Origin of the sequence: Streptomyces sp. 147326 (assembly GCF_045000215.1) — a bacterium.
In the GTDB taxonomy this organism is placed as follows: Bacteria; Actinomycetota; Actinomycetes; order Streptomycetales; family Streptomycetaceae; genus Streptomyces.
Genome location: NZ_CP134201.1, coordinates 1,403,294 through 1,418,025, shown reverse-complemented (window position 1 = coordinate 1,418,025; position 14,732 = coordinate 1,403,294). Strand labels below are relative to the sequence as shown.

The window sequence follows — 14,732 nt, the reverse complement described above, 5'->3', positions numbered from 1 at the left end:
GCTGTGCGCTGCGCGCCGATCAGGCACCTCATCGACTCCAGGGCCTGGGCGGCCGTTCCGCGGACGGGCCCGGTTGGCGGCGGTCGGGTCACACGCCGCTGGTGCGGCAGGCTGGGGCACGGCCCGCGGCGATGTCGAGCTGGTTGAGCCTGTTTTGTCAGGCCGGCTGAGCTCTGGTCGTCGACAGCAGCGCGGTTTCCGGGCACCGTGGAGGCGAGAGACGGGGGATTTACCGCGGCGGCGCGCAGTAAGCATGGCTTATCCAACACGAAGGTGTCTTTATTTGCGCTTACTTCTGTGCGACTGCAGGATTCTGCCGCGGGCAGGAGCGTGAGTCGCACGTGCCACCGCGACCTCTTCGTCGAGCGTGCCCGTGGTTCCCGTGTGTGATGCCTGCTCCGAGTCCGGAAATGTCACCTCCCTCACAGGTCGGGCAGATCCGGCATCCCGGGCGGGGGATGACGGGCTGAGAGCACCGGCGGGAGCCCTACGTGCAAGAAGGGACAACGAGTGCACCCACCACCACGGTCGGCCGTTCCTGCACTGTCGGCCGTCGCAGCGGGGGAGTTGCCGCAGTTGACGGCAACTGGCCTGGGGGAGTGGCGACTTGGGCGCCGTTTCTTCATCGGAGCGGGCGGGGTGCGGGCACCTCGTGAGTGCGTGGGGGACCAGTTCTGACGGACCGTGTCGGTGGCCGGTGCCGGGACAACCGGTGAGTCCGGGCTGTAGCCGAGAGTAGTCATCGACGCCTGGTGGGCTACGTCCAGTCTGTCTCGTGACAGGGGTCCGGACCAGCAGACGAGGAGACGGCTTGCTGTGCCGGCTGCCGGATTGATGCGATCTGTCGCCGAATTCTCTAAACAGTTGAGCGTTTGACCTCTGATGTTCACGCTTTACCTGTCAAGTGCCCAGAGGCACGGCCTCGGGCCCCACCGATTCAGAAGCGAGTCGAGCATGGTGCGTGTCCGTTCATCCTTGACACAGCTGCCCGCCTATGTCCCGGGCCGCAAATTGCCCGGTGCGGTAGTGCTGGCCAGCAACGAATCCCCCTACGGGCTGTTGCCCGGTGTAGCCGCAACGCTTACGGAGCTGGCCGGCGGCGTGTCGAGGTACCCCGACCTGAGCGCCACTTCCCTCGTGCGGGCGATAGCCGGGCACCACGAGGTCGAGCCGGAGCGGATCGCGGTGGGCGCGGGATCCTCGGAGGTCTGCGGACAGCTGCTGCACTCGGTCGTCGGCTTCGGCGACGAGGTCGTCTTCGGCTGGCGGTCCTTCGAGGCGTATCCGATTCTCACGGCGGTGGCAGGCGGTGTGGCGGTACGGGTTCCGCTGCGCGACCATGCGCTGGACCTCGACGCCATGGCCGCCGCGATCACCGACCGGACCCGGCTGGTCTTCGTGTGCAACCCGAACAACCCCACCTCGACCGCAGTCGGTGAGCGGGCGCTGCTCGACTTCGCGGACCGTGTCCCGGAAGACGTGCTGATCGTCGTCGACGAGGCCTATCGTGAGTACGCGGATCCGGCGCTGGTCCCCGATGCCCTGGCCCTGCTCGGCGACCGCCCGAACGTGGTGGTTCTGCGGACGTTCTCCAAGGCCTACGGACTGGCGGGACTGCGCGTCGGCTACTGCGTGGCGGCGCCGTGGATCGCCGCTCATGTGCGCAAGGCGCAGGTACCGTTCAGCGTCAGCGCCTTCGCCCAGGAGGCCGCCGTCGTCGCCCTCGGCGAGCGCGCGGAAGTCGCCCGGCGGGCCGCCCTCACGGTTGTCGAACGGGAGCGCGTGACCCTGATGCTGCGCGCCCTCGGCTTCGAAGTTCCGGGCTCGCAGGCCAACTTCGTGTGGCTACCGCTCGCGGACGAGAGCGCTGACTTCGCCGTCCACTGCATTGGGGGGCACGTCGTGGTCCGCCCGTTCCTCGGAGAAGGTGTCCGGGTGACGATCGGACTGCCGGAGGAGAACGAGGCTTTCCTCGATCTCGCCGCGACCTGGAGAGGCTGAAGGCCGTGCGCCCCAGTCCTTATGAGCGGCATCGCGAACTGCTTCAGCAAGCCGTGCGGGCCCTCGCCGCCGGTGAATGCCGGCGGCCCTTCACGGAGGCGACCGGACAGGATGCTGCCGACGCGGGCATGAGATCGGTCCGAACGGCTGTGAAGGTCTTCGACTCCCTGCTGGGACGGCCCTTCGAGCTCGACCAGCCCGGCGAGCTGGGCCGGGTGTGCACCGAGTCCTCGCCATACGGAATCGGCATGGGCATCGGTTACCCGCGATGCGACCCCGCAGCCCTGGTGGCGGCTGCCGCCCAGGCGACGGCCGGGTGGCGCGCCGCCGGCCCCCACCGACGCGCCGGGCTGGCCGTGGAGATGCTGCGCCGACTGAACACCCGCAGCCATGAGCTGGCCCTTGCGGCGCAGCACACCACGGGGCAGCCGCCGCAGGCGGCGTTCCGGTCCGCGGGGCCGCGCGCTCAGGACCGTGCGCTGGAGGCCGTGGCCCTTGCCTTCGCGGAGTCGGAGCGCGTTCCAGCGGACCTGAGCTGGGAGAGCGGTCAAGGGACCCAAGGGAGCGGGCAACCGTCACCGATGCGGGGCACCAGCACCCTGGTGCCCCGCGGAGTGTCGCTGCTCATCGGTTGCCCCGACTATCCGCTCTGGAACGGCTACCCGGGCCTGTTCGCCAGCCTGGTGACCGGCAACCCGGTGATCGTCGCCCCGCATCCGCGTTCCGTGCTGCCGCTGGCCATCACCGTGCGCGTCGCCCGGCAGGTGCTGGCGGAGGCCGGCCACGCACCGGACATCGTGACCCTCGCGGTGGCGGAACCTGCGGAACGGCTGCACGAGAGGCTGGCCACGGACCCGGGGGTGCGCATCGTCGACTTCACCGGATCGGCGCAGTTCGCCGGCTGGCTGAAGGAACACGCCCGCCAAGCCGCCACGTTCGTCGACCGGACCGGCCTGAACACGGTGATCGTCGACTCCACCGGTGACTACCGGGATCTCGTGCGGGGCCTCGCCCACTCCCTGTGCCGGTGCAGCGGCACGGTCCGCACCACGCCGCAGAACATCCTGGTGCCGACGACGGGCATCGCGACCGATGAGGGGCGCAAGAGTCTGGGGGACTTCGGCGCCGACCTGGGCGAGGCCGTGGACCGCCTGCTCGGGCATCCCGCACGTGTGGCCAGGCTGCTGGGCGCGATCGCCAGCGATACGGTGCGGGCGGGGCTGGCGGAGGCCACGCGGTACGGCACCGTGCTCCATGCCTCCGGAGCGCTGCGCCATCCGAATCATCCGGCCGCCGATGTGCGCAGCCCCCTGCTCGTCCGCCTGGCGGCGCAGGACGAACGGATCTACGCCAGGGAGTGGCCGGGACCCGTCTCATTCCTTGTCGGTACCGACTCGACGTCGCACAGTCTGGCTCTCTTCCGCCGCACGGTGGGCCGCCACGGGGCGTCGTACGCCACGGTGCACTCGACCGACCCGCTGGTGCTGGCGGTCGCCGAGGCGGCAGCACTGGACGCCGGGGTGCACCTGGTGCAGAACCTCGCGGACGACTTCCCCGCGGACCCCTCCTCAGCAGGCGCAGACCTGCACCCCGAGGGCGCCTACTTCGTCACCGGGCGGTTCCGGGTGGTGCGGTCTCGGCAGCATGCGGCCGGGACGGCCCCGGCTCCTGTCGTGGAGGCGGCCCCGAGACCGACCTCCATCGGGGCTGCGGAGTCGCCTCGGGCTCCGGCGCCGGACGCGGGTTCCGCAGCCGAGCTGGTCGACGTCTGAGTGACCGAGCAGTCAGGCAGTCCAGTGCGTCCCGCTTCCCCGCACCTCGTCGAAGACCAGCCAGGTGCGGGTCGAGCGCACTCCCGGTACCGCCTGGATGCGCTCCAGCACGACCCGGCGCAGCACCGAGTTGTCCGGAGTGCGGACCAGCACCAAGACGTCGAAGTCGCCCGCAACGAGGGTGACATGCTCGACGTAGGGGATCTCGCGCAGTACCCGGGAGGTGTCCCGCCACGCATTCTGGTCGATCGTCAGCGTCACGTACGCGCTCGTGCCGAGGCCGGCCCGCTGCGGATTCAGCTGCGTGCTGAAGCCCGTGATGACCTCCTCGGCCATGAGCCTGTTGATGCGCGTGTACGCGTTGGCGCGCGAGATGTGCAGCTTGTCTGCGAGGGCCTTGATCGACACCCGGCCGTCGTCGAGCAGCCCCGCCAGGATGTGCCGGTCGGTGTCGTCGAGCCGGACGGCAGTTCGTCCGGTCATGGACTCCGCGGATGAGTTTTGTTCGGACACTTTGCCCTCCAAGAACGCGTTGTTCGGCAGTCCGTCGCTGGTTCGCCTGAAACCTTGAACAGATATTCCGCACTAGCGACGATACTCGCGTCAAGTGTCCAGAGAAAGTGAGTGGCCTCCATGCCCGTGAAGAACCTTCGCCAGACGGTCCAGGGCCTCCTGCCGTCCCTCACGCCCGTGCGGTTCGTGGCCGAGGACGGCACGCCGGTGGCCAAGCCCGCGCCCGGCTACACCGAGCCTGCGCCGGAGGCGCTGCGCGAGGCCTACCGGCGGATGGTCGTGGGACGCCGGTTCGACACCCAGGCCACCGCGCTGACCAAGCAGGGGAGGCTCGCGGTCTACCCGTCCAGCCGCGGCCAGGAGGCCTGCCAGATCGGCGCCGTGCTCGCGCTGCGCCCGGACGACTGGCTGTTTCCGACCTACCGCGACTCCGTGGCCCTGGTCGCCCGGGGCATCGACCCCCTTGAGGTGCTGACGCTGCTGCGCGGCGACTGGCACTGCGGATACGACCCGGCCGCCACCCGCGTCGCCCCCCAGTGCACCCCGCTGGCCACTCAGGTGCTGCACGCGACCGGCATGGCGGAGTCGTTGCGGCGCACAGGCGGAGACGGTGTGGCGATGGCCCTCGTCGGGGACGGGGCGACCAGTGAGGGGGACTTCCACGAGGCGCTGAACTTCGCTGCCGTCTTCCGCGCGCCGGTCGTCTTCTTTGTCCAGAACAACAAGTACGCGATCTCCGTGCCGCTGGCCCGGCAGTCCGCGGCGCCCGCCCTCGCGTACAAGGGCATCGGACACGGGATGCGTTCCGAACAGGTCGACGGCAATGATCTGGTCGCCGTGCTGGCGGTGCTGACCGCGGCGGTCGAGCACGCCCGTGCCGGGCACGGACCGGTCCTGGTCGAGGCGCACACCTACCGCATGGACGCGCACACCAACGCCGACGACGCGACCCGCTACCGGGACGCGGCGGAGGTCGAACGGTGGAGCGCCGCCGATCCGGTCAGCCGTCTTGAAACGTACCTGAGGGCCCGCGGCGCCCTCACCGACGAGGACGTAGCGGCGGTGCGGGAGGAGGCCGAGGCCCTGGCGACAGAGCTGCGCGGGGGCATGAACGAGGAGTCCGTGCCCGACCTGCTGGAGCTCTTCGACCACGTCTACGCCGAGCCGACTCCGCAGCTGCGCGAACAGCGCGCCCTGCTCGCGGCCGAGCTGGCCGAAGACGCTGCTTCCCCCGCACTCGACACCCAGGAGAACTGACGGCCATGGCCAAGGTCACGATGGCGCAGGCGCTGAACACCGCACTGCGCGACGCACTGCGCGAGGACGAGCGCGTGCTCGTTTTCGGCGAAGACGTCGGTCCGCTCGGCGGCGTCTTCCGGATCACCGACGGGCTGACCCGCGACTTCGGCGAGCAGCGCTGCTTCGACACCCCGCTGGCCGAGGCCGGCATCGTAGGACTGGCCGTCGGCATGGCGATGGGCGGCTTCCGGCCCGTGGTGGAGATGCAGTTCGACGCCTTCGCCTATCCGGCCTTCGAACAGATCGCCTCACACGTGGCCAAGCTCCGCAACCGGACCCGGGGGCGGCTCGCGCTGCCGATGGTGATCCGTATCCCCTACGCGGGCGGCATCGGGGGAGTCGAGCACCACTGCGACTCCAGCGAGGCGTACTACGCGCACACCCCGGGCCTGAAAGTCGTCACCCCGGCGACGGCCGAGGACGCTTACTGGCTGCTGCGCGACGCCATAGCCGACCCCGACCCGGTGGTCTTCCTGGAGCCGAAGAAGCTGTACTGGTCGAAGGAGGACGTCAACCTCGAGCGGCGCGGAGCGCTGCCGTTCGGGCAGGCGGCGATCCGGCGGAAGGGCCGCGACGCCACGGTCGTCGCGTACGGGCCGTCGGTGCCGGTGGCCCTGGCCGCGGCCGAAGCGGCGGCGGCCGATGGCATCGAGCTGGAGGTCGTGGACCTGCGCACGCTGGTGCCCTTCGACGACGAGACGGTCACGGCATCGGTACACCGGACCGGGCGCTGCCTGGTCGTCCAGGAGGCCCAGGGCTTCGCCGGCGTGGGGGCGGAGATCGCCGCACGGGTGCAGGAGCGCTGTTTCCACTCGCTGGCCGCGCCGGTCCTGAGGGTGGCCGGCTTCGACATCCCGTATCCGCCGCCGAAGCTGGAGCACGCGCATCTGCCCAGCGTCGACCGGATCCTCGACGCCGTCGACCGTCTCCAGTTCAGCGACGCGCCGGACACCCGGCATCTGCTGAAGGGAACGGCCGCATGAGCACCGCAGCGCTTCAGGAGCAGCTGTTCCGGCTGCCCGATCTCGGCGAAGGGCTGACCGAGGCCGAGATCATCGAGTGGAAGGTCGCGGTCGGTGACACGGTGACGATCGACCAGATCGTCATCGAGGTCGAGACCGCCAAGGCCGCAGTCGAGGTGCCGGTCCCCTACGCGGGCACCGTGCTGCAACTGCACGCGGAGGCGGGTACGGCGCTGGAGGTGGGGAAGCCGCTGATCACGGTGGGTAGGCCGACTTCCGGCCGGCCCGACGGCGAGGGGGAGGGCCCGGGCGCCCAGCCTCCCGTCGATTCGACGTCGGCCGACCCTGCGGCTGAGCGATACCGGGAAGAGGAGCAGGCCGGGTCCGGCAACGTCCTGATCGGCTACGGCACCGGCCACGGCCCGGCACCGCGTCGCCGCCGCCGACGCGGGGGCGCCGCGACGGGAGGCGGCGCTGCTGCCGAGGCGGCGCCGTCCGGAGAGCTGCACGCTCCCCGGGTCATATCCCCCCTCGTACGCAGGATGGCGCGGGAACACGGGATCGACCTCGCCGCGTTGGCGCCATCGGGTCCCGCAGGGGTCGTGCTCAGACGAGATGTCGAGCAGGCCGTTGGGCGGGCCGGCCAGCTGGCGACGGACCCCGATACCGCACCGGTCACCCCGGATCGGCAGCAGTCGGCGGACCGCGCACCGCACGCTCGGCCGGCGCCGGCCGGACCTGAGCGCATCCCGCTGCGCGGAGTCCGCCGCGCGGTCGCGGACAAGCTCTCCCGCAGCCGCACCGAGATCCCCGACGCCACCACCTGGGTCGACGTGGACGCGACGAGCCTGCTCCAAGCCCGGAAGGCCATGCAGGCTGCAGACCCCGGCCGCCCCATCGGGCTGCTGGCCCTGCTCGCCCGATTCTGCATCGCCGGACTGCACCGCTTCCCGGAGCTGAACTCCACCGTCGACACCGAGCGGCGGGAGATCGTCCGCTTCAGCGAGGTGCACCTCGGCTTCGCCGCCCAGACCGAACGCGGCCTGATGGTCCCCGTCGTCCGCGACGCACAGCGCATGACGACCGCACAACTGGCCGCCGAGCTGGCCCGGTTGACCGGGCTGGCCCGCGACGGGGCCCTGCCGCCCGACCGTCTGACCGGCGGGACCTTCACCCTCAACAACTACGGCGTGTTCGGCGTCGACGGATCCACGCCCATCATCAACCACCCTGAAGCCGCTCTGCTCGGCGCGGGCCGCATCGTGGACAAACCCTGGGTGGTGGACGGCGAGCTGGCCGTCCGCAAGGTCATGCAGCTCTCCCTCAGCTTCGACCACCGGGTCTGCGACGGCGGTGTGGCCGGCGGGTTCCTGCGCTTCGTGGCCGACTGCGTGGAACGCCCGGCGATCCTGCTCGCCGACATCTGATCCACCCCGCTTCCCCCGCGTCCGCCCAGGCGCCTTGCACCCATCAACCTACCGAACGTTCGGCCAGGAGCTCTCAGTGACCACCGACCAGCATCCCGACTTCTTCGTCCGCCATGCGGCGCTGCTCGACCAGGCGGTGGAGTGTGCCGCCGACCGCACCTACTGGACGCCGTACCCGGAAACCCCCAGTACCTCTGCGTACGGGGCCGAGGCATCCGGGCTGGGCGAGGCCGCCTTCCACGGCCTCCTCGGCCAGCCCTTCCGCATCGAAGGGCATCCGGCCACCGGCACCGTGCCCGCCACCGAGGTTTCGCCCTACGGCTTCCCGCTCGGCGTCAGTTACCCGTACCTGGCGCCCGATGTGGCCGTCGCGACGGCCAAGTCAGCCGCGGTGACGTGGCGCGCCGCGAGCCCGGACACCCGGGCCGGCGTCGCCGCCGAGATCCTCGCCCGGCTGAACGAGGCGAGCTTCGAGATCGCGCACGCCGTCCAGCACACCACCGGCCAGCCCTTCATGATGGCGTTCCAGGCCGGCGGTCCGCACGCCCAGGACCGAGGCCTCGAAGCGGTCGCTCACGCATGGAACGAGCAGACCCGCCATCCGGTCGCGGCCCACTGGAGCAAGCCGCAGCGCAAGGGCGGCCCACTCGTTATGGACAAGACCTTCACCACCGTGGGACGCGGTGTGGCAGTACTGATCGCCTGCAACACCTTCCCCACCTGGAACGGCTATCCGGGACTGTTCGCGAGTCTGGTCACCGGCAACCCGGTGGTCGTCAAGCCTCATCGACGTGCCGTGCTGCCGCTGGCGATCACCGTGCGGATCGCCCGTGAGGTGCTGGCGGAGGCCGGCTTCGATCCGGATGTGGTACTGCTCGCCGCGGCGAAGCCCGAGGAGCGCACCGCTCCCGCCCTGGCCACCCACCCCGATGTGCGCATCGTGGACTACACCGGCTCCAGCGAGTTCGGCGACTGGCTGGAGACCAACGCCCGCCAGGCCGCGGTCCACACCGAGAAGTCCGGACTCAACACCGTCGTCGTGGACTCCACGGACGACTACGCCGGTTTGCTGCGCAACCTTGCCTTCTCCCTGTCGCTCTACAGCGGCCAGATGTGCACCACCCCGCAGAACATCCTCGTTCCCCGCAACGGCTTCCCCACCGACCAGGGGCGCCGTACGGCCGACGAGTTCGCCGCCGACCTGGGCGCCGCCCTGGACAGGCTGCTCGGCGACCCGGCCCGTGCGGCCGCCACCCTCGGCGCGATCGTGAACGACGGTGTCCTGAAGCGCGTGGCCCAGGCGGCGGAACTCGACCGTGTCGCCCATCCGTCGAGGCAAATCACCCACCCGGACTTCCCGGACGCGGCCGTCCGTTCCCCGCTGTTGGTCCGGCTCCAGGCCGAGGCCGACGAAGAGACCTACACCAGCGAGTGGTTCGGTCCGGTCTCCTTCGTCATCGGTACCGACTCCACCGCGCACGGCCTGCGTCTCCTGCACGACACCGTACGGCGCCACGGCGCGCTGACCGCATCCGTGTACGCCACCGACGAGGGTGTGCTGCAGGCGGCACGGGCAACCGCGCTGGAGGCGGGCGTACACCTGTCGGAGAACCTGACCGGCGCGGTCTTCGTCAACCAGTCCGCCGCCTTCAGCGACTTCCACGGCACGGCGGCCAACCCCGCGGCCAATGCCGCCCTCACCGACCCCGCGTTCGTCACCGGACGCTTCTCGGTCGTCCAGTCCCGGCGCCACGCACCCGCAGAGGAGCACGTCGATGCGTGACGAGGTCTATCTGATCGACGGGGCCCGTACTCCGCTCGGCCGCCACCGAGGCGCCCTGGCCTCCGTACGCCCCGACGACCTGGCCGCCCTCGTGGTCGGCGAGGCGGTACGTCGCTCGGGCATCCCGGCCGACACCGTGGACGAGGTGATCCTCGGCGCCGCGAACCAGGCCGGCGAGGACAACCGGGACGTGGCCCGGATGGCCGTCCTGCTGGCCGGACTGCCGGACACCGTGCCTGGATACACCGTCAACCGGCTGTGCGCGTCCGGGCTGACGGCCGTCGCCTCGGCCGCCCAGGCGATTCGCGCGGGGGAGGCAGACCTGGTCGTCGCGGGCGGAGTGGAGTCAATGACCCGTGCCCCCTGGGTGATGGCCAAGCCCGGCACGCCCTGGGCCCGGCCCGGTGAGGTCCACGACACCTCCCTCGGCTGGCGCTTCACCAATCCGCGCTTCCCGGCCGCGAGCACCCTGTCCATGGGCGAGACCGCCGAGGAGGTCGCCGCCCTGGACGGCATCACCCGCCTCGAGGCGGACACCTTCGCGCTGCGGAGCCACCGCAGGGCGGAGGCCGCCCAGAGGGCGGGCCGCTTCAAGGAGGAGATCGTCCCGGTGCCGGTGGCGGACGGCGAGGTGACCCAGGACGAGGGGCCTCGGCCGTCCACCTCGCTGGAGAAGCTCGGCGGACTGCACACGTCCTTCCGCAGCGGCGGGATCATCACCGCGGGCAACTCCTCGCCGCTGTCCGACGGGGCCGCTGCCATCGTGGTGGCGAGTTTGGCGGCGGTCGAACGATACCGGCTCACCCCCCGGGCCCGGGTCGTCACCGCCGCCTCGGCCGGGGTCGAGCCCCGCCTGATGGGGCTCGGGCCCGTGCCGGCCACCTTGAGGGCGCTCGGCCGGGCGGGCTGGCGGGCCGACGACCTGGACGCCGTCGAGGTGAACGAGGCCTTCGCCGCCCAAGCGCTGGCAGTCGTCCGCCGCCTGCAGCTCGACGAGGACCGCGTCAATGCCGACGGCGGCGCCATCGCCCTCGGACACCCGCTCGGCTGCTCCGGCGCCCGCATCCTGCTCACCCTGCTCGGACGCATGGAACGCGAGGACGCTCGACGGGGACTGGCGACCATGTGTGTGGGGGTCGGCCAGGGCGTGGCGATGCTCGTGGAGCGCGTATGAGCACGCGGGAGGGCACGGCGTACGAGAACCTGCGGGTCGAGGCCGGCGCGGACCGGGTCGTCGTGACCCTGCACCGGCCCGAGGCGCGCAACGCCATCAGCAGCGGCATGATCGCCGAGCTGCATCGCGTGTGCGAGGACCTGGAGCGCGAGCCGAGGCTGCTGCTGCTCACCGGTCACGGCGGGGTCTTCGCCGGCGGCGCCGACATCGCCGAACTGCGGCGGCGTGGCCGGGAGGAAGCGCTGCAGGGAATCAACAGCCGTCTGTTCGAGCGGGTACGCAGGCTGCCCCTGCCCACCGTGGCCGCGGTGGACGGCTGGGCGCTGGGCGGCGGCGCCGAGCTGGCGTACGCCTGCGACATCCGGATCGCCGGGCCAAACGCCGTCTTCGGCAACCCCGAACCGGGCCTGGGCATCCTCGCCGCCGCCGGGGCCTGCTGGCGGCTGCGGGAGCTGCTCGGCGAGTCGGTGGCCAAACAGGTCCTGCTCGCCGGGCGGAACCTCGACGCACCTGCCGCGCTCGCCTGTGGGCTGGTCATGGACGTCGTACCGGCCGAGCGGCTGATCGCCGAGGCACACACCCTGCTCGACCGTATGGCCCGCTCCTCGGCGCTCGCCCTGCGGCTGACCAAGCTCGTCACCGACGCCCCGGGTGCCCATCCGGTGGCTGACGACCTCGCCCAGGCCGTGCTGTTCGAGGGCCGCGACAAGGAGGAACGCATGACGCGATTCCTGGAGAAGAACGAGAAGAACGGAGGCCGGGCATGACCTCGGCATCAGCACCGCCCGCCGTCGTGGGGGTGATCGGCGGCGGCCGGATGGGGACCGGTATCGCCCAGTCCTTCGCGGCCGCAGGGTCGTCCGTGGTCGTCGTGGAACACGACGAAGCGGCCGCGACCGTCGCGCTGAACCGCATCGCCGCCGGCCTGAGGCAGGCCGCCGAGCGCGAGGGGCCCCGCGGATCCGCCACCGGTGAGGTACCGGACCGGGTCACCGCCGTGACCTCGATCGCCGAACTTCCCGCCGACGCCGATCTCGTCGTCGAGGCGGTACCCGAAGACGCCGCGCTCAAGGCCCGGCTGCTCGCCGCCGCCGAGCAGGCCGTGGGGGAGCGGTGCGTACTCGCCACCAACACCAGTTCCCTCCCGGTCACCGAACTCGCGGCGGCCCTGAAGAGGCCGGGAAGCTTTCTGGGCATGCACTTCTTCAACCCGGTGCCCGTCTCCGCGCTCGTCGAACTGGTCCTCACTCCCGACACCACCGGGGAGACTCTTACAGCAGCGGTCGGCTGGACACGCGCCCTGGGCAAGCAGAAGGTCGTCGTCCAGGACTCGCCGGGATTCGCCAGCAGCCGTCTCGGCCTGGCCCTCGGTCTGGAGGCCGTCCGCATGGTCGAGGAGGGGGTCGCCGAGCCGGAGGCCATCGACACGGCCATGCGCCTGGGATACCGGCACCCGATGGGGCCGCTGCGCCTCACCGACGTAGTAGGTCTCGACGTACGGCTGGCCATTGCCGACCACCTGCACCGGACGCTCGGGGAGCGGTTCGCCCCGCCGGCATTGCTGCGGGAGAAGGTCGCCCGCGGCGAGCTGGGCCGCAAGACGGGGAAGGGGTTCTACTCGTGGCCGTGACCGATGGTGCGCCCACCGAGGCTCAGGAGCCGGGCCGTCCCGACCGTCACGGGGTCGCCTACGACGTCACCGACGCCGTGGCCGTCATCGAGCTGCGCGGTCCCGGGAGCGGCAACGCGCTCGACACCCATATGCGCAGCGCCCTCCTCATGGCGGCACGCCGCCTGACCACGGACACCGCACGCGGTGTACGGGCTGCCCTGATCACTGCCCGCGGAAGGCATTTCTGCGTCGGCCAGGACCTCAGGGAGCACGCCCGGCAGCTGAACACCGCGCCCGAGGCGGCCTTCGCGAACCTTCCCAACGACTACAACCCGCTGCTGAAGGAGCTGCATGGGCTGCCGGTCCCGCTCGTCGTGGCCGTCGAGGGCGCGTGTGTCGGGGCTGGGCTCGGCATCGCGCTCTGCGCGGATCTGCGCGTCGCCGCCGAAGGAGCCCACTTCGCGACTGCCTTCACCGGCATCGGCCTGGCCTCCGACTCGGGGGTCGCCCGCGGCCTCGCCCGCCAGCTCGGTCCTTCGCGGACCGCAGGACTCATGCTCCTCGGAGACCGCTTCTCCGCACAGGACGCCGAACGCTGGGGCCTGGTCCACCGCGTCGTGGCGGACGGCTCGGCCACGGCTGAGGGGCTGGCCGTCGCCCGCTCCCTCGCAGGCGGACCCACCGCCGCCCACCGAGAGATCAAGGCACTGCTGCGGTCCGCGGCCACCGCCACGCTGCCGGCCGCGCTGGAGCGCGAAGCCGTGATCCAACGCCGGCTCGGCGCCACCGAGGACCACCGCGAAGCCGTCACGGCGTTCCTCGAACGCCGCAGCCCGGCGTTCCGCGGCCATTGACCCACTCATCGAGTACGACGGGACACGCATACCCCATGAACACCCCCACCGTCACACCATCCGGGCCCCAGGGCCCCGAGGCCACCTTCGAGGACACCATCGCCCGCGACCAGCGCATCGAGCCCCGGGACTGGATGCCCGACGGCTACCGCACCACGCTGATCAGGCAGATCGCCCAGCACGCCCACTCCGAGATCATCGGTATGCAGCCGGAGGGCGAGTGGATCACCCGGGCACCCTCGCTGCGCCGCAAGGCCATCCTCTTCGCCAAGGTGCAGGACGAGGCCGGGCACGGGCTGTACCTCTACTCCGCGGCTGAGACCCTCGGGGCGGACCGCACGGACATGACGGCGCGTCTGATCGACGGCCGCCAGAAGTACTCGTCCATCTTCAACTACCCGACCCAGACCTTCGCCGACGTCGGCGTGATCGGCTGGTTCGTGGACGGCGCGGCGATTTGCAACCAGGTGCCCCTGTGCCGTACGTCGTACGGCCCCTACGGGCGCGCCATGGTCCGCGTGTGCAAGGAGGAGTCCTTCCACCAGCGGCAGGGGTACGAACTCCTGCTGACGATGATGCGCGGCACCGACGAGCAGCGGGAGATGGTGCAGGACGCGGTGAACCGCTGGTGGTGGCCGTCGCTGATGATGTTCGGCCCGCCGGACGCCGACTCGCCCAACTCCGCGCGATCCATGGCCTGGAAGATCAAACGGCACTCCAACGACGAACTGCGACAGCGGTTCGTCGACATGACCGTGCCGCAGGCCCAGAAGCTCGGCGTCACCCTGCCCGACCCCGTCCTGCGGTGGAACGAGGAGCGCGGTCACCACGACTTCGGCGCCCCCGACTGGGACGAGCTGAAGCGCGTGGTCTCCGGCGACGGGCCGTGCAACGCCGAGCGGATTGCCCGGCGCCGGGCCGCCCACGAGGAGGGCGCCTGGGTGCGGGAGGCGGCCTCGGCCCATGCCTCCAAGCAGGCGACCCGGGTGCGTGAAGGAGCGACGGCATGAGCGGCACCGACCGGACTTCCGCCGGCGGACCCGTCCGCATACGGGACGAGTGGCCGCTGTACGAGGTGTTCGTCCGGGGCAAGCGTGGACTGAACCATGTCCACGTGGGCTCCCTGCGCGCGCCCGACGACGCGATGGCCCTTGTCCACGCCCGCGACCTGTACACCCGGCGCAACGAGGGCGTGAGTGTCTGGGCCGTGCGATCCGACTCCATCGCCGCCTCCACCCTCGCCGAGAAGGATCCCTTCTTCGCGCCCAGCGGCGACAAGGTCTACCGGCACCCGACCTTCTACGACATCCCCGACGACGTACCCCACATCTAGGA

At 71.1% G+C, this 14,732-nt stretch carries 13 protein-coding genes; 12 read left to right on the top strand and 1 reads right to left on the bottom strand.

Translation table 11 applies throughout. From position 1 onward, the window contains the following. Nucleotides 1–954 precede the first annotated feature (954 nt). Together RIU97_RS06495 and RIU97_RS06490 are read left to right on the top strand one after the other, a co-directional pair. Nucleotides 955–2,001: a histidinol-phosphate transaminase gene (locus RIU97_RS06495; protein WP_404954053.1), complete on the top strand. Its 1,047-nt coding sequence runs from the start codon at nucleotides 955–957 to the stop codon at nucleotides 1,999–2,001. Next, nucleotides 1,989–3,773 carry an aldehyde dehydrogenase family protein gene (locus tag RIU97_RS06490; protein ID WP_404962774.1) on the top strand — a complete coding sequence of 595 codons (1,785 nt, stop codon included), beginning with the start codon at nucleotides 1,989–1,991 and terminating at the stop codon, nucleotides 3,771–3,773. The genes RIU97_RS06495 and RIU97_RS06490 overlap by 13 nt, the downstream gene beginning before the upstream one ends. Before the next feature lie 12 nt (nucleotides 3,774–3,785). Here the strand turns inward: RIU97_RS06490 and RIU97_RS06485 are convergent, their stop codons facing one another. Continuing rightward, nucleotides 3,786–4,256 carry an Lrp/AsnC family transcriptional regulator gene (locus RIU97_RS06485; RefSeq protein WP_404954051.1) on the bottom strand — a complete coding sequence of 157 codons (471 nt, stop codon included), beginning with the start codon at nucleotides 4,254–4,256 and terminating at the stop codon, nucleotides 3,786–3,788. Nucleotides 4,257–4,406: 150 nt separating this feature from the next. Between RIU97_RS06485 and pdhA the strand changes: the two genes are divergently transcribed. From pdhA to paaB, 10 genes are all read left to right on the top strand, one after another. Further along, nucleotides 4,407–5,543, top strand: a complete 1,137-nt coding sequence (gene pdhA / locus RIU97_RS06480) for a pyruvate dehydrogenase (acetyl-transferring) E1 component subunit alpha (RefSeq protein ID WP_404954049.1) — start codon at nucleotides 4,407–4,409, stop codon at nucleotides 5,541–5,543. Nucleotides 5,544–5,548: 5 nt separating this feature from the next. Beyond that, nucleotides 5,549–6,568 (top strand): alpha-ketoacid dehydrogenase subunit beta, encoded by a 1,020-nt coding sequence (locus RIU97_RS06475; RefSeq protein ID WP_404954047.1) that lies wholly within the window; start codon nucleotides 5,549–5,551, stop codon nucleotides 6,566–6,568. Beyond that, on the top strand, nucleotides 6,565–7,974 hold the full coding sequence (locus tag RIU97_RS06470; RefSeq protein WP_404954045.1) for a dihydrolipoamide acetyltransferase family protein: 1,410 nt from the start codon (nucleotides 6,565–6,567) through the stop codon (nucleotides 7,972–7,974). The genes RIU97_RS06475 and RIU97_RS06470 overlap by 4 nt, the downstream gene beginning before the upstream one ends. A 76-nt stretch (nucleotides 7,975–8,050) precedes the next feature. Next, the gene (gene paaN / locus RIU97_RS06465; protein ID WP_404954043.1) at nucleotides 8,051–9,757 is read left to right on the top strand and encodes a phenylacetic acid degradation protein PaaN; all 1,707 of its coding nucleotides are present in this window, start codon (nucleotides 8,051–8,053) and stop codon (nucleotides 9,755–9,757) included. After that, nucleotides 9,750–10,931, top strand: a complete 1,182-nt coding sequence (locus RIU97_RS06460; protein WP_404954041.1) for a thiolase family protein — start codon at nucleotides 9,750–9,752, stop codon at nucleotides 10,929–10,931. Before paaN ends, RIU97_RS06460 begins: the two co-directional genes overlap by 8 nt. Then, nucleotides 10,928–11,698: an enoyl-CoA hydratase/isomerase family protein gene (locus RIU97_RS06455; protein ID WP_404954039.1), complete on the top strand. Its 771-nt coding sequence runs from the start codon at nucleotides 10,928–10,930 to the stop codon at nucleotides 11,696–11,698. Before RIU97_RS06460 ends, RIU97_RS06455 begins: the two co-directional genes overlap by 4 nt. Next, nucleotides 11,695–12,561, top strand: a complete 867-nt coding sequence (locus tag RIU97_RS06450; protein ID WP_404954037.1) for a 3-hydroxyacyl-CoA dehydrogenase family protein — start codon at nucleotides 11,695–11,697, stop codon at nucleotides 12,559–12,561. Before RIU97_RS06455 ends, RIU97_RS06450 begins: the two co-directional genes overlap by 4 nt. Continuing rightward, complete coding sequence (locus RIU97_RS06445; protein ID WP_404954035.1) at nucleotides 12,552–13,397, top strand: enoyl-CoA hydratase/isomerase family protein; 846 nt, start codon at nucleotides 12,552–12,554, stop codon at nucleotides 13,395–13,397. Before RIU97_RS06450 ends, RIU97_RS06445 begins: the two co-directional genes overlap by 10 nt. A 35-nt stretch (nucleotides 13,398–13,432) precedes the next feature. Next, nucleotides 13,433–14,407 carry a 1,2-phenylacetyl-CoA epoxidase subunit PaaA gene (gene paaA / locus RIU97_RS06440; protein WP_404954033.1) on the top strand — a complete coding sequence of 325 codons (975 nt, stop codon included), beginning with the start codon at nucleotides 13,433–13,435 and terminating at the stop codon, nucleotides 14,405–14,407. Next, the gene (paaB, locus tag RIU97_RS06435) at nucleotides 14,404–14,730 is read left to right on the top strand and encodes a 1,2-phenylacetyl-CoA epoxidase subunit PaaB (protein ID WP_030830736.1); all 327 of its coding nucleotides are present in this window, start codon (nucleotides 14,404–14,406) and stop codon (nucleotides 14,728–14,730) included. The genes paaA and paaB overlap by 4 nt, the downstream gene beginning before the upstream one ends. The last annotated feature ends 2 nt before the right edge of the window (nucleotides 14,731–14,732 follow it).